General features: G+C 60.5%; 15 protein-coding genes and 1 pseudogene. 11 read left to right on the top strand and 5 right to left on the bottom strand.

All coding sequences use genetic code 11. From position 1 onward, the window contains the following. Window positions 1-64: 64 nt before the first annotated feature. The 6 genes and pseudogenes from SOP95_RS20720 to SOP95_RS20745 form a co-directional block, all read left to right on the top strand. Window positions 65-745 (top strand): annotated as a pseudogene (locus tag SOP95_RS20720) (PDDEXK nuclease domain-containing protein); the annotation flags it as partial. Window positions 746-882: 137 nt separating this feature from the next. After that, window positions 883-1,785: a cysteine synthase CysM gene (gene cysM, locus SOP95_RS20725; protein WP_274072917.1), complete on the top strand. Its 903-nt coding sequence runs from the start codon at window positions 883-885 to the stop codon at window positions 1,783-1,785. Continuing rightward, window positions 1,785-3,137: a 23S rRNA (uracil(1939)-C(5))-methyltransferase RlmD gene (gene rlmD / locus SOP95_RS20730; RefSeq protein ID WP_323608139.1), complete on the top strand. Its 1,353-nt coding sequence runs from the start codon at window positions 1,785-1,787 to the stop codon at window positions 3,135-3,137. Before cysM ends, rlmD begins: the two co-directional genes overlap by 1 nt. A 121-nt stretch (window positions 3,138-3,258) precedes the next feature. Continuing rightward, window positions 3,259-5,502: a GTP diphosphokinase gene (gene relA, locus SOP95_RS20735; protein ID WP_274072919.1), complete on the top strand. Its 2,244-nt coding sequence runs from the start codon at window positions 3,259-3,261 to the stop codon at window positions 5,500-5,502. Between the two features lie 134 nt (window positions 5,503-5,636). Continuing rightward, window positions 5,637-6,470, top strand: a complete 834-nt coding sequence (gene mazG, locus SOP95_RS20740) for a nucleoside triphosphate pyrophosphohydrolase (protein WP_274072920.1) — start codon at window positions 5,637-5,639, stop codon at window positions 6,468-6,470. A 28-nt stretch (window positions 6,471-6,498) separates the two neighbouring features. Beyond that, window positions 6,499-7,041: a DUF2058 domain-containing protein gene (locus SOP95_RS20745; protein WP_274072921.1), complete on the top strand. Its 543-nt coding sequence runs from the start codon at window positions 6,499-6,501 to the stop codon at window positions 7,039-7,041. A gap of 109 nt (window positions 7,042-7,150) precedes the next feature. Here the strand turns inward: SOP95_RS20745 and SOP95_RS20750 are convergent, their stop codons facing one another. The 5 genes from SOP95_RS20750 to SOP95_RS20770 form a co-directional block, all read right to left on the bottom strand. Continuing rightward, the gene (locus SOP95_RS20750) at window positions 7,151-7,339 is read right to left on the bottom strand and encodes a hypothetical protein (RefSeq protein WP_274072922.1); all 189 of its coding nucleotides are present in this window, start codon (window positions 7,337-7,339) and stop codon (window positions 7,151-7,153) included. Window positions 7,340-7,740: 401 nt separating this feature from the next. After that, the gene (gene fabB / locus SOP95_RS20755; protein WP_015096439.1) at window positions 7,741-8,961 is read right to left on the bottom strand and encodes a beta-ketoacyl-ACP synthase I; all 1,221 of its coding nucleotides are present in this window, start codon (window positions 8,959-8,961) and stop codon (window positions 7,741-7,743) included. An 11-nt stretch (window positions 8,962-8,972) separates the two neighbouring features. After that, window positions 8,973-9,488 carry a 3-hydroxyacyl-[acyl-carrier-protein] dehydratase FabA gene (fabA, locus tag SOP95_RS20760; protein ID WP_003179264.1) on the bottom strand — a complete coding sequence of 172 codons (516 nt, stop codon included), beginning with the start codon at window positions 9,486-9,488 and terminating at the stop codon, window positions 8,973-8,975. A 247-nt stretch (window positions 9,489-9,735) separates the two neighbouring features. After that, on the bottom strand, window positions 9,736-11,637 hold the full coding sequence (locus SOP95_RS20765; protein ID WP_274072923.1) for an ATP-binding protein: 1,902 nt from the start codon (window positions 11,635-11,637) through the stop codon (window positions 9,736-9,738). After that, entirely contained in the window at window positions 11,634-12,566 is a 933-nt protein-coding gene (locus SOP95_RS20770) for an ABC transporter substrate-binding protein (RefSeq protein ID WP_323608140.1), read from the bottom strand. The genes SOP95_RS20765 and SOP95_RS20770 overlap by 4 nt, the downstream gene beginning before the upstream one ends. 261 nt (window positions 12,567-12,827) lie before the next feature. Between SOP95_RS20770 and SOP95_RS20775 the strand changes: the two genes are divergently transcribed. The 5 genes from SOP95_RS20775 (at window position 12,828) to SOP95_RS20795 (ending at window position 16,949) form a co-directional block, all read left to right on the top strand. Next, the gene (locus SOP95_RS20775) at window positions 12,828-13,853 is read left to right on the top strand and encodes an NAD(P)H-dependent glycerol-3-phosphate dehydrogenase (RefSeq protein ID WP_274072925.1); all 1,026 of its coding nucleotides are present in this window, start codon (window positions 12,828-12,830) and stop codon (window positions 13,851-13,853) included. A 30-nt stretch (window positions 13,854-13,883) separates the two neighbouring features. Further along, window positions 13,884-14,231, top strand: coding sequence for a DUF4389 domain-containing protein (locus SOP95_RS20780; protein ID WP_274072926.1), 348 nt, complete (start codon window positions 13,884-13,886; stop codon window positions 14,229-14,231). Then, window positions 14,228-14,683, top strand: a complete 456-nt coding sequence (gene sixA, locus SOP95_RS20785; protein ID WP_274072927.1) for a phosphohistidine phosphatase SixA — start codon at window positions 14,228-14,230, stop codon at window positions 14,681-14,683. The genes SOP95_RS20780 and sixA overlap by 4 nt, the downstream gene beginning before the upstream one ends. 134 nt (window positions 14,684-14,817) lie before the next feature. Further along, the gene (locus tag SOP95_RS20790) at window positions 14,818-16,473 is read left to right on the top strand and encodes an AMP-binding protein (protein ID WP_323608141.1); all 1,656 of its coding nucleotides are present in this window, start codon (window positions 14,818-14,820) and stop codon (window positions 16,471-16,473) included. Between the two features lie 32 nt (window positions 16,474-16,505). Beyond that, the gene (locus SOP95_RS20795; RefSeq protein WP_274072929.1) at window positions 16,506-16,949 is read left to right on the top strand and encodes a hotdog fold thioesterase; all 444 of its coding nucleotides are present in this window, start codon (window positions 16,506-16,508) and stop codon (window positions 16,947-16,949) included. The last annotated feature ends 55 nt before the right edge of the window (window positions 16,950-17,004 follow it).

Below are 17,004 nucleotides of genomic sequence, written 5' to 3' on the forward strand. Positions count from 1 at the left end.
CGGTCATTTCAAGCATCCCTGGCGGTTTAAGCTCACGCTTTTACTCGTGTACAAGGATCCAGGCATGACCGTACCCTTCGCTCCCGCAAGCAAAACCGACGATCGTTTCAATGAAGTGCTTGCGCTGATTCAAAGTGCCAGGCGCCAGGCTATGCAGGCGGTGAATACCCAGCTGATCGAGTTGTACTGGCAGGTGGGTGCCTATATCAGCCGCAAGCTGGAGAATGCCGAATGGGGTGATTCCGTGGTCGGTCAACTGGCTGTGCATCTGGCTCAGACTCAGCCCGGTTTGCGCGGCTTCACTCGCTCGAATTTGTTCCGCATGCGCCAGTTTTATGAGATTTACTGCGCAGAAGAAAAAGTCGCACCACTGGCGCGACAATTGTCCTGGTCCCACAACGTGATCATCTTCGGCCAGAGCAAACGCCCGGAAGAGCGCGAGTTTTACCTGCGAATGGCCGTTCAGGAAAAATGGTCAAAGCGCGAACTGGAGCGACAGTTCAAGACAGCGCTGTTTGAACGCAGTGTGACCCAGCCGGCCAAAGTTTCCGCGGTTCTGAAACAAACCCACCCCTGCGCGTTAGAGATATTCCGCGACGCCTACATGGTCGAATTTCTCGACTTGCCCGGCGCTCACGCCGAAACCGATCTGCATCGGGGCTTGCTGGGGCGCCTCAAGCAGTTCTTGAGTGAGCTTGGCCGCGATTTCTGCTTTGTCGGCTCCGAATACACCGCAAGGAGAGGACGGAGAAGCGGCTTCAAGTTTTGCGTTGTAAGCCACCCTTATTCCCACAAGCCATAAGCACCGCACTTTGCGTGATATGGCCTTGGAAGGTTTGCCGGTATGATAGGCGCCCCCGCAGTCTGGATTGCGAATACGCCATGACCTTGCAGTACCCAACCATCGCCGATTGCGTCGGCAACACTCCGCTGGTCCGTTTGCAGCGCCTGCCCGGCGCCACCAGCAATACCCTTTTGCTCAAGCTCGAAGGGAATAACCCGGCGGGTTCGGTCAAGGACCGTCCGGCGCTGTCGATGATCACCCGCGCCGAGTTGCGCGGGCAGATCCATGCCGGCGATACGCTGATCGAAGCGACTTCCGGTAATACCGGGATTGCGCTGGCCATGGCCGCCGCGATCAAGGGTTACAAGATGATCCTGATCATGCCGGACAACTCCAGCGCCGAACGCAAGGCGGCGATGACTGCCTATGGCGCCGAGCTTATCCTGGTCAGCCAGGAGGAGGGCATGGAAGGTGCCCGCGACCTCGCCCAGCGCATGGAGGCCGAAGGCCGTGGCAAGGTGCTGGATCAGTTCGCCAACGGTGACAACCCCGAGGCGCACTACACCACCACCGGTCCGGAAATCTGGCGCCAGACCCAGGGCACCATCACCCATTTCGTCAGCTCCATGGGCACCACCGGCACGATCATGGGCGTCTCGCGCTACTTGAAAGAGCAGAGCGACAGCGTGCAGATCATCGGCCTGCAACCGATGGAAGGCTCAGCCATTCCCGGCATCCGCCGTTGGCCGCAGGAATACCTACCGAAAATTTATCAAGCCGAGCGCGTCGACCGTATCGTCGACATGGCGCAAAGCGAAGCCGAGGACGTCACCCGGCGCCTGGCCCGCGAAGAAGGCATCTTCTGTGGCGTGTCCTCGGGCGGGGCGGTGGCAGCGATGCTGCGCCTGTCCAAAGAAGTTGAAAACGCGGTGATCGTCGCGATCATCTGCGACCGTGGCGACCGTTATCTGTCGACCGGCATTTTCGACGCGCCCAACTGATGGCCAAGCACGAGAGAGGCCTGCGCTTCCAGCCCACCGGCGGCAGCAAGGCCCCGCAAGTCCCGACCGGCAAAAAGCAGCGCCTGAGCATCGAGCGCCTGGCCAATGACGGTCGTGGTATCGCGTTTTTCGAAGGGCGTACCTGGTTCGTCATCGGCGCACTGGCCGGTGAAGAGATCGAGGCGCGGGTGCTCGGCGCCCACGGCAAAGTGGTCGAAGCGCGTACCGAGCGGGTGTTCAAGGCCAGCGAACTGCGTCGCCCCGCACCCTGTGCCCATGCCGGCCGTTGCGGCGGCTGCAGCGTGCAGCATCTGCCCCATAACGAACAACTCGCCCTGAAACAGCGCATGCTCGCCGAGCAATTGTCCAAGGTCGCAGGCGTCGAGCCCGAAGAGTGGGCCGCGCCATTGAGCGGTCCGGAATTCGCCTACCGCCGTCGCGCCCGGGTGGCGGTGCGTTGGGACATGAAGGCGAAAAAACTCGAAGTCGGTTTCCGTGCCGCTGGCAGCCAGGACATTGTCGGCATCGACGATTGCCCGGTGCTGGTACAGCCCTTGCAACCGATCATGGCCCGCTTGCCGGAAATGCTGCGGCGCTTGAGTAAACCTCAAGCACTGGGTCACGTGGAATTGTTCAGCGGTTCATCGTTGGCGGTATTGCTGCGCCACATGGCGCCGTTGTCCGAAAGCGACATGACCATCCTCAAGGATTTCTGCGCGTTCCATCACGCCCAGCTGTGGTTGCACGGTGACGGAGAGCCGCATCCGGTCGAGGCCGATCAGTCCCTGGGCTATCGTCTTGAACAGTGGGATCTGAATCTGGCGTACCGGCCGGGGGATTTCATCCAGGTCAATGCCGGGGTCAACGAAGCGATGGTCGCCCAGGCGCTGGAATGGCTGAAACCGCAAGCCGATGAACGCGTTCTCGATCTATTCTGTGGGTTGGGTAACTTTGCCTTGCCGTTGGCCAAAGCCGTTCGCGAAGTCGTGGCGGTGGAGGGGGTGCAGGTGATGGTCGATCGCGCCGCCGCGAATGCGATCAGCAACAATCTGCATAACGCGAAATTTTTTCAGGCCGATTTATCCCAGCCTTTGACCGATGCCGAATGGGCCGGCGAAGGCTTTTGTGCGGTACTCTTGGACCCACCGCGTGACGGCGCTTTCGAGGTCGTGCGCAAGCTCAAGTCCCTGGGGGCCGAGCGGTTGGTGTATGTGTCGTGCAACCCTGCGACCCTGGCGCGCGACACGGTCGAATTGATCAAGCAGGGCTACCGGTTAAAACGTGCCGGGATTCTCGATATGTTTCCTCAGACGGCACATGTCGAGGCCATGGCGTTATTTGAAGCGAGCTAGGACGCTCGTCTGGTCCGACTGGCCCGCCCGTGCAGCCGCGTACCAGCCCGATGTGGGCTCATGGGCAACGAAGGTCAGTGATTTGACGCATTGAATCTGCGTCGTAGGGAAGGTAAGCAAGATGGTACAGGTGAGAGCACACCAGCCGATCAACACCGACGGCAGTATCAATCTCGAGGCTTGGCTCGATCACGCGGTCAGTGTCGATCTGGCACTGGATCGCGAAGCCTTGAAAGAAGCCTGCGAGTTCGCTCGCGAGGCCGAACAACAAGCCAATGCGGCTAAGAATCTGTGGACCGAAGGCAACTCGAGTTTCCGCACGGGCCTGGAGATCGCCGAGATCCTCGCCGACCTCAAGCTCGATCAGGATTCGCTGGTGGCCGCGGTCTTGTACCGGGGCGTACGCGAAGGCCAGATCCCGTTGCCCACGGTCAGCCAGCGCTTCGGCCCGGTGGTCGCCAAACTGATCGACGGCGTGCAGCGCATGGCGGCGATCAGTGACAGCTTGAGCCCGCGCAAATCCATGGTGATGGGCACCCAGGGCCAGGTGGAAAACCTGCGCAAGATGCTCGTGGCCATGGTCGACGACGTGCGCGTGGCCCTGATCAAACTGGCCGAGCGCACCTGCGCGATCCGTGCGGTGAAGACCGCCGACGACGAGAAGCGCAACCGCGTGGCTCGCGAGGTGTTCGACATCTACGCGCCACTGGCCCACCGCCTGGGTATCGGCCACATCAAGTGGGAGCTGGAGGACTTGTCCTTCCGTTACCTCGAGCCTGACCAATACAAGCAGATCGCCAAGTTGCTGCACGAGCGGCGTCTGGATCGCGAGCGCTTCATCAGCGACGTGATGAGTCAGCTGAAGAACGAATTGCAGGCCACCGGCGTCGATGCCGACATCAGCGGTCGGGCCAAGCACATCTATTCGATCTGGCGCAAAATGCAGCGCAAGGGCCTGGAGTTCAGCCAGATCTACGACGTGCGCGCCGTGCGGGTACTCGTGCCGGAAATGCGCGACTGCTACACCGCGCTCGGCATTGTCCACACCCTGTGGCGGCACATCCCGAAAGAGTTCGACGACTACATCGCCAACCCGAAAGAGAACGGCTATCGCTCATTGCATACCGCGGTGATCGGGCCTGAGGGCAAGGTGCTGGAGGTGCAGATCCGCACCCACGCCATGCATGAAGAGGCCGAGCTTGGCGTTTGCGCGCACTGGCGCTACAAGGGCACCGACGTCAAGTCCGGCTCCAATCACTACGAAGAGAAAATCTCCTGGCTGCGTCAGGTGCTCGAGTGGCACGAAGAGCTGGGCGACATTGGCGGGTTGGCCGAACAGCTGCGGGTCGATATCGAACCCGACCGGGTCTACATCTTTACCCCGGACGGTCACGCCATCGATTTGCCCAAGGGCGCGACGCCACTGGACTTCGCCTACCGCGTCCACACCGAGATCGGTCACAACTGCCGCGGCGCCAAGATCAACGGGCGCATCGTGCCGCTCAACTACAGCCTGCAAACCGGTGAACAGGTCGAGATCATCACCAGCAAGCACGGCACGCCGAGCCGCGACTGGCTGAACCCGAACCTGGGTTACATCACCACCTCGCGGGCGCGGGCGAAGATCGTTCACTGGTTCAAGCTGCAGGCGCGCGACCAGAACGTCGCCGCCGGTAAAACCCTGCTCGAGCGCGAACTCAATCGCCTCGGCCTGCCGCAGGTGGACTTCGACAAGCTGGCCGACAAGGCCAACATGAAGACCGCCGAGGACATGTTCGCTGCCCTCGGTGCCGGCGATTTGCGCCTGGCGCAACTGGTCAACCTGGCGCAGCAACTGGTCGAGCCGGAACGCGGCAACGAACAGCTGGAACTGATTCCACGCAAGGCTACCGGCTACAAGCCAGGCAAGCGTGGCGACATTCAGATCCAGGGCGTGGGCAACCTGATGACCCAGATGGCCGGTTGCTGCCAGCCGCTGCCGGGGGATGCAATCGTCGGCTACATCACCCAGGGCCGCGGCGTGAGCATCCACCGCCAGGATTGTGCCTCGGTGCTGCAGTTAGGCGGGCGCGAGCCGGAGCGGATCATTCAGGTCAGCTGGGGGCCGGTACCGGTGCTCACCTATCCGGTGGACATCGTCATCCGTGCCTACGACCGTTCCGGATTGCTGCGTGACGTCTCGCAGGTGCTGCTCAACGAGCGGATCAACGTGCTGGCGGTCAATACCCGCTCGAACAAGGAGGACAACACCGCGCTGATGTCCCTGACCATCGAGATTCCGGGGCTGGACGCGCTTGGGCGGTTGCTTGGGCGGATTTCCCAGCTGCCGAACATCATCGAAACCCGGCGTAACCGAACCCCTTGAGTCGAGCTTTACTGTAGGAGCGAGCTTGCTCGCGAAGAACCAGAGGGCGGCGCGTTTATCCAGACTGCACGCGTCATCGTTAACGTCCATCGCGAGCGAGCTCGCTCCCACAGGGAGCGGGCAGAGACTGACAGATGTATTCACTTGAAGACCTGCTGCACCTGATGAACCGCCTGCGTGACCCGCAGTACGGTTGCCCGTGGGACATCAGGCAAACCTACGCCACCATCGTCCCGCACACCCTCGAGGAAGCCTATGAAGTCGCCGACGCCATCGAGCGCGGTGACTTCGATCACCTGCAGGGTGAGTTGGGCGACCTGCTGTTCCAGGTGGTTTATTACAGCCAGCTGGCCCGGGAGGAAGGACGCTTCGAGTTCGCTGGCGTGGTCGATGGCATCACGCGCAAGTTGATTCGCCGTCATCCACACGTATTCCCCACGGGTGATCTGTACGCGCCTATGGATGTCCCGCGCCTGAGTGAGGAACAGGTCAAGCAGCGCTGGGAAGAGATCAAGGCCGAGGAGCGCGCAGAGAGCTCCAGCGCACCGCAACAGCTGTCCTTGCTCGATGATGTCCCGGCAGCGTTGCCGGCGTTGTCCCGCTCGGCAAAATTGCAGAAGCGAGCAGGGCAGGTCGGTTTCGACTGGCCCGATGCATTGCCGGTGCTTGATAAAGTCCGTGAAGAACTCGATGAAGTCCTCGAGGCCATGTCGGAAAACGATCCAGAGGCCGTGGCCGACGAGATCGGCGACCTGCTGTTTTCCGTGGTCAATCTGGCCAGGCATCTCAAGGTCGACCCGGAAACCGCGCTGCGTGGCGCCAATGGCAAGTTCGAACGACGCTTCCGTTTTATCGAACAGGCATTGCGCGACACCCACCGTCCCATGGAAGATTGCACCCTCGAAGAGTTGGACGCCCTGTGGGGTGAAGCCAAACGCCAGGAAAAGAATGTGCCCAGCTGCGGTTGAGCAGTTGCCTAAGTGAGTAATAAGCACCATGAGCATTTCCCTTCGCGACCAGTTGCTCAAAGCAGGGCTGGTCAACCAGAAGCAGGCCAAGCAGGTCAGCAAAGACAAACAGAAGCAGCAGCGCCTGGCCCACAAAGGCCAGATCGAACTGGACGACTCCCAGCAGCGTGCGGCTCAGGAAGCGATGGCCGAGAAGGTCAAGCGCGATCAGGAGCTCAACCGTCAGCAGCAGGAAAAGGCCGAGGCGAAAGCCCGCGTAGCACAGGTCAAGCAATTGATCGAAGCCACGCGCCTGCCGAAACTGACGACCGAGGACTACTACAACTTCGTCGACGACAAGAAGGTCAAGCGTCTCTCGGTCAACAGCCTGATGCGCAACAAGCTGAGCAACGGTTCGCTGGCCATCGTGCATCACGCCGGCGGTTATGAAGTGATCCCCCGGGAAGCGGCCCTGAAGATCCAGGAGCGCGATCCGCAACGTATCGTGCAGCTGAATGTGCAGACCGAAGAAGTCGCCGCCGAGGACGATCCGTACGCGGCCTATCAGATCCCTGACGATCTGATGTGGTAAGCGATGTAGGAGCGAGCTTGCTCGCGATGGTCGTTAACGATAACGCGTGTTTACTGGCTAAACGCGGCGCTCTTCAGTCCATCGCGAGCAAGCTCGCTCCTACAATTGCTCAGGCGGAGCGTAGTTCTCGTTGCTGCTCCAGGGTTTCCAGTTCGGCCTTGTAACTGTGGGCGTCAGTTTCGGAGTGGAACATCCCGACCAGCAGGTCTTGTTGGTACACATCCCAGATCCGCACACCGGCGGCTACGCCTTCGTGGGACATACGTGAATCGTCGCGTTCAGTTACTTTTACAGTCATCTGCTAGCTCCAATCTCTGTTATCTGCAGCAAGGCATGTGCAGGACTCTGTTATAGAGTTTGGTAGCTTGCTAAGTAAACGACTGAGTTTGGAAAGGGTTTCTTGCAAAAACGGCAACAGTCCTGCAGCCCACGGAAACCGCGACATTCAGTCGCAGGGCCTTAAGTTTCATGACAAAAGCTTCATCTCCATGCCCAAGCCTTGTGGGCAAAACGCTGACCCGGTGGGAGCGGGCTTGCTCGCGAAGACGGAGTGTCAGGCGCCATTAATGTTGAATGTGCCGCCGCCTTCGCGAGCAAGCCCGCTCCCACATGGAGCGCAGAGTTGCTCCATTTACCTAAGGCAAAAAAAACGCCCCGAACCAGTCGGGGCGTGTTCATGTGCGGCTCAGCAGCGGGGAATTACTTGCCTTCCCAGCGCTTCAGTACCAGCGTGGCGTTGGTGCCGCCGAAACCGAAGCTGTTGCTCATCACGGTGTTGATGGTGGCGTTTTCGCGGGTCTTGGTCAGCACCGGCAGGTCAGCCACTTCAGGGTCCAGCTCGTCGATGTTGGCGGAGCCGGCAATGAAGTTGCCTTCCATCATCAGCATGCAGTAGATCGCTTCGTGAACGCCGGCGGCGCCCAGGGAGTGACCCGACAGGCTCTTGGTGGAGCTGATGGCCGGAGCCTTGTCGCCGAACACTTCACGCACACCTTTCATTTCCGCGACGTCGCCGACCGGAGTCGAAGTGCCGTGGGTGTTCAGGTAGTCGATCGGGGTGTCGACGGTGGACAGCGCCTGCTGCATGCAGCGGATCGCGCCTTCGCCGCTTGGGGCAACCATGTCGTAGCCGTCGGAGGTCGCGCCGTAGCCAACGATTTCCGCGTAGATTTTTGCGCCGCGGGCCAGGGCGTGTTCCAGCTCTTCAACCACGACCATGCCGCCACCGCCAGCGATGACAAAACCGTCACGGTCGGCGTCGTAGGCGCGGGAGGCTTGTTCCGGGGTGTCGTTGCGCTTGCTGGACAGGGCGCCCATGGCGTCGAACAGGAACGACTGGCTCCAGTGTTCTTCTTCACCGCCGCCGGCGAAAACGATGTCCTGCTTGCCCATCTGGATCTGTTCCATGGCGGTACCGATGCAGTGAGCACTGGTGGCGCAGGCAGACGCGATGGAGTAGTTCAGGCCCTTGATCTTGAACGGCGTGGCCAGGCAGGCGGATACGGTGCTGCTCATGGTCCGCGTTACGCGGTATGGGCCGACGCGCTTGACGCCTTTCTCGCGCAGGATGTCCAGCGCTTCCATCTGGTTCAGGGTCGATGCGCCACCGGAACCGGCGATCAGGCCGGTACGCGGGTTGGACACCTGCTCTTCGGTCAGGCCGGAGTCAGTGATGGCGTCTTTCATGGCCAGGTAGGCATAAGCTGCCGCGTGGCCGACGAAGCGATAGATCTTGCGATCGATCAGTTCTTCAAGGTTGAGGTCAATGGAGCCGGAAACCTGGCTACGCAGACCCATTTCGGCATATTCCGGGTTGAACCGGATGCCAGGGCGGCTTGCACGCAGGTTAGCGGAGACGGTCTCTTTGTCATTGCCCAGGCACGAAACAATGCCCAGACCAGTGATAACGACGCGGCGCATGCGGATAACCCTTAGAAGTTGTCAGTGGAGGTGAACACGCCGACCCGGAGGCCTTCGGCGGTATAGATTTCGCGACCGTCGACAGTCACCGAACCGTCGGCGATGGCCAGGTTCAGCTTGCCTTTGAGGACACGCTTGATATGAATGTTATAGGTGACTTTCTTGGCGGTCGGCAGGACCTGGCCGAAGAATTTCACTTCGCCCGATCCCAGGGCGCGACCGCGGCCCGGCAGGCCTTGCCAGCCCAGGAAGAAGCCGACCAGTTGCCACATGGCGTCGAGGCCCAGGCAGCCCGGCATCACCGGATCGCCTTCGAAGTGGCAGGCGAAGAACCACAGGTCCGGAGTGATATCCAGCTCGGCGACCAATTCACCTTTGCCGTACTTGCCACCTTCTTCGCTGATCAGGGTGATGCGATCGACCATCAGCATGTTCGGGGCGGGCAGTTGCGCGTTACCTGGGCCGAACAGCTCACCGCGACTGCAGCGCAGCAGGTCTTCCCGGGTAAAGGCGTTTTGTTTGGTCATGCGAGCTCCTCAATAGTCCCATGCGGCAGGTGGGGCAAATCTTCCCGGCCGATCGAAGCATTCATGCCTCGAACCGGCAGCCTACTCATAGACTATTGCGTTGTAGTGAAAGTCACAGTACCAAGGACATGAATGTACACTTGTGCACTGAAATTTTTAATCAAGCCCAATTTCGGACTTGTACGGGTGCCTAAGACTGCCGCACTTTCGCCTTTCACGCCAGTCGCAGATGCTCGAAAGGCCTGTACTACTGCACCCATCGCTGCAGAATTTGCTGAAGATCAGTTCGTTTGAAGGGCTTGGCCAGGTAATCGTTCATTCCTGCCGACAAGCAGGCTTCACGATCTCCCTGCAAGGCGTTGGCGGTCAGGGCAATGATCGGCAAGTCGGTGCAGCCGGGCAGTTCACGGATCTGGCGGGTGGCCTCATAGCCGTCGATGATCGGCAATCGGCAGTCCATCAATATGGCTTCGAAAATCAGGCTCTCGGCACTGCGCACCGCCTGTGCGCCATCGGCGGCGACGCTGACAGTAAAGCCCAGGCTGCGCAACATGGCTTCGATCACCGTCTGGTTGACCGGATTGTCCTCGACCAGCAGCACATTGCGCCCTTCGCCGTCGCCCTTGTGGGTCGATACGCGCGGTACCCGCGCCGGCAAGGCCTGTTGAGACAACGCCAGCGGAATTTCCAGGGTGAACATCGAACCACGGCCTTGTTCGCTCTGGGCGCGCAAGGTGCCGCCCATGCGTTCGGCGAGTGTTCGCGCAATCGGCAGGCCAAGGCCAGTGCCACCGTAGCGTCTTGAAATGGAACTGTCGGCTTGCTGAAACGCGTCGAACATCAATTCCAGGCTCTCGGGGGGAATGCCAATGCCGCTGTCGCGTACCGTGCAGGTGAACCACAGCAGTTCGTGATCCAGGGACTGCCACTGCGGCTCGATGGAGACCCGGCCCTGCTCGGTAAACTTCAGTGCATTGCCGACCAGATTGACCAGTATTTGCCGGATGCGCGTCGGATCGCCCTGAACCTGCAGCGCGCGCATGTCCACCGGAATCTGCAACTGCAGATCGAGCCCGCGTTGCACGGCGCTGTGCTGGAATGACTGGGCGCAACTGGCGATCAGGTCCGCGAGGTTGAAGGGAATATGTTCCAGTTCCAGTTCCGAACGTTCGATACGGGAAAAATCCAGGATGTCATTGATGACTTTAAGCAGGTGCTCGGTGGATTCCGAAGCCAGCGCGGCGTATTCGAACTGCTCTTCGGTCATCTCGGTGGTTTCCAGCAACTGCAGCATGCCCAGCACACCATTCATCGGCGTGCGCAGTTCGTGGCTCATCATGGCGAGGAAATCCGACTTGGCGTTGTTGGCTTTTTCCGCTTCCTCGCGGGTCTGGATCAGCTGCGCCATGGCCTGATGTTGTTCGTGACTGGCTTGCTCAAGGCCCCTGGCAAGGTTGTTGATGTGTTGCGACAGGGCGCCGAGTTCAGTGTCGTCGACGATAGGCAGCGGCGTTTTATAGTCGCCGGCCTGGATCGCCTTGACCGCATTGCCGATATCGCGCAGCGGTTGCGACAGGCTCGAGGCCAGGCGTCGGGCGACCAGGAAGGTAAACAGCAAGGCGAACAGCGCCAGGATGCCAGCCTTGAGCAGGATCTCCTGCTGGCGCTGGCTGAATGCATCATTGGACAGGCCGACGATCACCCGGCCCAGGTAATCCTCGGCGGGAGTCGTTGGGGCCGCTTTGCGGTCCTGGAAAAAATCATTGTGCAGGGCGATCCGTTGCAGCCGCACGGGGGCCTGGAACACTTCGACCTGATGCGGCTGCTGGTAGCTGGCCGAGGGTTGTTCGACGTACACCAGAATCCGGTTGGCGCTGTCCTGCACCTCCAGGAACCGCACGTTGGGCGTGGCCAGTGTGGCCTTGAGCAGGCTTTCGAGGACCTCGTTATTGCCCGAAATCACCCCGTATTCGGTGGCCGGTGCCAATTGGTTGGCAATCAACTGGCCGGTATGGTTGAGCTCCTGGCGCAGGTCCTGGATCCGCACGAAAGTGAAGAAGCTGATCAACAGCAACGTCAGCAGCAGGGCAGGGCCGAGGCTGATGATCTGGGTGCGGGTACTGATGTCCCAGCGGCGACGGAAGGTCATGGATGGCGTTCTCCTTCTGCCAGCAGCATTGCGACAGACGCATCGTTGACCTGTTCAAGATCCAGGGAACGAGACACCTGCGCATTGCTCGCGACTTTGAAGCGCTGTGGATACTGCGAGCGGGGCCACGTGGCGGGCGGCTGGTCGAGCAGTTCATCGAGAGTCGCCAGCCAGTCGCCATGATCGCTGTAGGTACTGGCCAGGCTCCCGGCCTTGACGAACCCTGCATTCGGGCCGATCAAGGCCCGTTGTCGAGCATAGCTGCTGAGCAACAGGTTCTTCGCGGTTTTCGAGTTGTACAGGCCAGGGTCGTCCAGACCCAGTAATGCATCGCTGTTGTCCAGCAACGCCTGCAAAGGACGACTGTCCTCGGTGTTGTCCCAGCGCTCGGTGACTACCTCAAGCCCGAGGGGATGGGCGGCCTGGCGCAGTTCCCGCAACAGGAACTCGCTATGGCCGTCGTACAGCACGCCAATCCGTTTGGCCTGGGGCAGCAGCACGCGGGTGAGGCGCAATTGCCGGTCCAGTGGCGGATCACTCCAAAGCAGGCTGAGGTGCGCGGGCAGGGCGTGCCCCAGATGTTGCCGTGCCTGCACGCGGCTGATGCACAGCACCAGTGTCGCCGGGCCTCGGCTGTCCTGCAGGCGCCAGTCGAGGCTGGGCAGGTCGAGCAGGATCAAGCGGGTGTCCGCTGGCAGCTTGCCCGGTGGCGGCAGGCTGGCCAGCGGCTGGAAGCGCACGCTGTCGGCCGGACGCAATTGCCTTAGGGCCTGGGCAAAAGAGTGCATGCCGGGGCTGTCGTCGACAGCGATCAGGAGAATGTCCGCGGCGTGGGCCGACAGGCTGTTGAGCCAGCCACCGAATATCAGGCAGACCATGGCCAGCAGATGGCCAAGGGTTGGCGTCTTCCGTGACGGACGATGGGGCATGTTAAAACGCCAGCTCTGCGCTGAAATACATCATCCGACGCTCTTTATAGTTATTGTTGATAATTGCCGCATTCTTGTTAACGAATGATGGCGCGCATGTTAACCGAGCCCGATGAGTTTTCCAGTCGCGATGTAGGCATTTTCTTCGGTTTTGCCGGACTTCTTCCCCTGCACGTCGGTAATTGAAGCAGGGACTGGTCGACACGGGGGCGCGCCGTATAATGCCGGCATCGCCACTGGTATTGGATTAATGGATTGCATATGACTGAACAGCGCCCGATCGCGGTCTTGGGAGGCGGAAGTTTTGGTACCGCCGTGGCTAACCTGCTGGCAGAAAATGGTCATCAAGTCCTGCAATGGATGCGGGACCCCGAACAGGCCGAGGCCATCCGGGTCAATCGCGAGAACCCGCGTTACCTAAAAGGCATCAAGATTCTGCCCGGCGTGACACCGGTCAACGATCTGCTGGCAACCCTGGAGGCCTGCGAACTGAGTTTCGTTGCACTCCCTTCCAGCGCATTGCGCTCGGTGCTGGCCCCGCACGCCGATCGCTTGAGCGGCAAGATGCTGGTGAGCCTGACCAAGGGCATCGAAGCCCACACGTTCAAGCTGATGAGCCAGATTCTCGAAGAAATCGCGCCACTGGCACGCATTGGTGTGTTGTCCGGTCCGAACCTGGCCCGTGAAATCGCCGAGCACGCGTTGACCGCCACGGTGGTTGCCAGTGAAGACGAAGAGCTCTGCCAGGAGGTCCAGGAGGTGTTGCACGGCCGCACCTTTCGTGTGTATGCCAGCGCCGACCGTTTTGGCGTGGAACTGGGTGGGGCGTTGAAAAACGTCTACGCGATCATCGCCGGCATGGCGGTGGCGATGGGCATGGGCGAAAACACCAAGAGCATGCTGATTACCCGGGCGCTGGCGGAAATGACGCGCTTCGCGGTGAATCAGGGCGCCAACCCGATGACGTTCCTTGGCCTCGCGGGCGTGGGCGACCTGATCGTGACCTGCTCGTCGCCAAAAAGCCGCAACTATCAGGTCGGGTTCGCCCTCGGCCAGGGCTTGAGCCTCGACGAGGCGGTCAATCGCCTGGGCGAAGTCGCCGAAGGCGTGAATACGCTCAAGGTGCTCAAGGCCAAGTCCCAGGAGGTTGGCGTGTACATGCCGTTGGTCGCCGGGCTGCACGCCATTCTGTTCGAAGGGCGCACGCTGGAGCAGGTGATCGGGCTGCTGATGCGCGGCGAGCCAAAGACCGATGTCGACTTTATCTCTACCAGCGGCTTCAACTGAAAAAACTACTTCACAGGAACGGAGCGAGACATGAGTGATCAAAAAGTAGAAGCCAGATACGAGTCCATTCTGCTTCGAGTGCTGTGGATGGTGGTGTTCCTGCTGGTGTGGCAGGTGGCGCAGTTCATGCTTGGCGCTGTGGTGCTGGTGCAGTTGATCTATCGTTTGATTTATGGCGCCCCGAGCGCCAGCCTGATGAACTTCGGCGACAGTCTGAGCCAGTTCCTGGCACAGATCGGTCGTTTCGGCAGTTTTCACAGCGACCAGAAACCCTGGCCGTTCGCCGATTGGCCGACGCCGCGTACGCCGGAAGGTGAAGCGCCCCACGCCGTGGCGCCTGCGCCACATCCGGCCCGGGATGAGGAACCCAAACTATGAAACTCTGGGTATTGCGTCATGGGGAAGCCGTGCCACACGGTTCCAAGCCCCACGATTCGGAGCGGGAATTGACGGAGCACGGACGTGAGGAAGTGCTGCGCACCGCTGCAAATTTGATCGGCCAGCCGCTGACCGCCATCTACGCCAGTCCGTACCTGCGAGCGCAGCAAACCGCGCAACTGGTGCGAGACGCGTTGGGTTTCGAACCGGAAATCCGCACTGTTGAATGGCTGACACCTGACACGGAACCGGACAAAGTGGCCGAACAGATGGTCGCGGTCAGCGACGTGCTGCTGGTCAGTCACAACCCCTTGGTGGGGAATCTGCTGAGTTACCTGCAACATGGTGCCGGGCACCCGCCGGAGAGAGTCGGCACTGCCGGCCTGGCGGAACTCAAGGGCGATGAACTGTTGGTCGGCTCCATGAAGCTCAACGGTATCAAGCACCCGTAAAAGCAATGGATCGCAGCCTTTTGCAGGAGCTGCCGCCGGCTGCGATCTTTTGCCCTTGATTCTCTAAAAAAGTTAACCAAGCACTTGCTTGGTTGACTACGCTTGCTCCAGACCAAAATAAAGGAGCGAGTCCCATGCCTGCTGCTTCTCGTTTGCCCCTGGACATCTTCTACGAGCGCGAGGCCCGTCATCCCCGCCAGCGCTTTCTTGTCCAGCCAGTGGGCGGTGGGCAGGTCGAGACCCTGACCTGGGAGGACGTCGGTCACCAGGCTCGTTGCGCGGCCCATTGGCTGCGGTCGCGGGAACTGCCCCAAGGCAGTCACATCGCCCTGATCTCAAAAAATTGCGCACACTGGATCATTGCCGACCTGGCGATCTGGATGGCCGGGCATGTCTCGGTGCCGTTGTACCCCAACCTCACCGCCGAATCGTTGGCCCAGGTGCTCGAACACTCTGAAGCGACGCTGGCCTTCATCGGCAAGCTCGACGACTGGCCTGGCATGTCGCGGGGCGTCAATCCCGATCTGCCGACCATCAGCCTGCCGCTGCACCCGCCTGGCACCTTCGATTTCAGCTGGACCGACCTGCAACGCAGCTCGCCGATCCAGGACGATCCCAAGCCCGCCGCTGATCAACTGGCGACCATCATCTACACGTCCGGTACCACCGGCATGCCCAAGGGCGTGATGCACAGCTTCGGCAATCTGGGGTTCGCCACCACGCGCGGCACGCAACTGTTCGGCCTGAATGAGTCGGATCGATTGTTGTCGTATTTGCCGTTGTGCCACGTTGCCGAACGGATGTTCGTCGAATTGGCTTCGATCTATACGGGGCAAAGCGTTTTTTTTGCCGAAAGTCTCGATACCTTCCTGACTGATCTTCGGCGTGCCCGGCCAACGGCGCTGTTTGGCGTGCCGCGCATCTGGACCAAATTCCAGATGGGCGTGTACAGCAAGATTCCGGCAAAGCGCCTGGATTTCCTGCTCGGCCTGCCGATTATCGGCAAGCGGGTCGGGCACAAAGTCCTCGCCGGGTTGGGGCTCGATGCCTTGCGCGTAGCCCTGTCCGGTGCCGCCCCGGTGCCGCTGAGCTTGCTGCTGTGGTACCGCAAACTCGGACTGGACGTGCTGGAGGTCTACGGCATGACGGAAAGCTGCGGTTACTCGCATATTTGCCTGCCGGGACAGAACAAACCGGGCTGGATCGGCAAGCCTTGCCCGGGCGTCGAGGTGCGCATCGACGAATCGGGTGAGGTCATGGTGCGCAGCGGCGCGACCATGCTCGGCTATTTCAAGGAGCCGCAGAAAACCGCCGACACCCTCACCGAGGACGGCTTCCTGCGCACCGGCGACAAGGGCGAGGAAGACGCCGAAGGCAACCTGCGCCTGACCGGGCGCCTGAAGGAGATCTTCAAGACCAGCAAAGGCAAGTACGTGGCCCCGGCCCCCATCGAAAACCGCCTGGCGGTGCATTCGCGCATCGAGCAGGTGTGCGTGGTCGGTGATGGCTTGAGTGCGCCGCTGGGCCTGTGCGTGCTCTCGGCCGTCGGGCAACAGGAGGCGCGGGCCGGATTGCATTCAAGCCTGGAAAGACTGCTGGAAGAGGTCAACAACGCCCTCGACAAGCACGAACGCTTGCGCCGACTGGTAGTGGTCAAGGACAGCTGGGCGGTGGAAAACGGCTTTCTCACGCCGACCCTGAAGATCAAGCGCAACGTGATCGAAGCCGCTTACGGCGCCCGCTTCGAAGAATGGAGCGAGCACAGCGAAGCGGTGCTGTGGCAGGATTGAGTCACGAACAAAATCAACAAGGAAAATCTGCTATGAGTCTGTGGCGTACCGCTCCGAACATCGAACAGTTGAATGCCATCCAGAAAAACACTATCGGCGAAGTGCTGGACATTCGTTTCGAAGCCTTCGATGAAGAGTCCCTGACGGCGAGCATGGTCGTCGATCATCGCACCCACCAGCCTTATGGCTTGCTGCATGGCGGCGCTTCCGTCGTGCTGGCTGAATCCGTCGGTTCCATGGCCAGCTACCTGTGCATCGATACCAGCAAATTCTATTGTGTGGGCCTGGAAATCAACGCCAACCATTTGCGCGGTCTGCGCAGCGGGCGGGTGACGGCGGTGGCCAAGGCGATTCACATCGGGCGAACGACCCATGTCTGGGATATCCGTCTGACCAGTGATGAAGGCAAAGCCAGTTGCGTGTCGCGGCTGACCATGGCGGTGGTGCCTTTGGGCGAGAATCCGCCAGCGCGTTGATCGCCAGCCATGGCTTTGACCGGACTGTCATCATTCCTGTCAGTTACGGTCATTG

It is taken from the genome of Pseudomonas sp. YuFO8, from assembly GCF_035065025.1.
Classification (GTDB): Bacteria; Pseudomonadota; Gammaproteobacteria; order Pseudomonadales; family Pseudomonadaceae; genus Aquipseudomonas; species Aquipseudomonas putida_AE.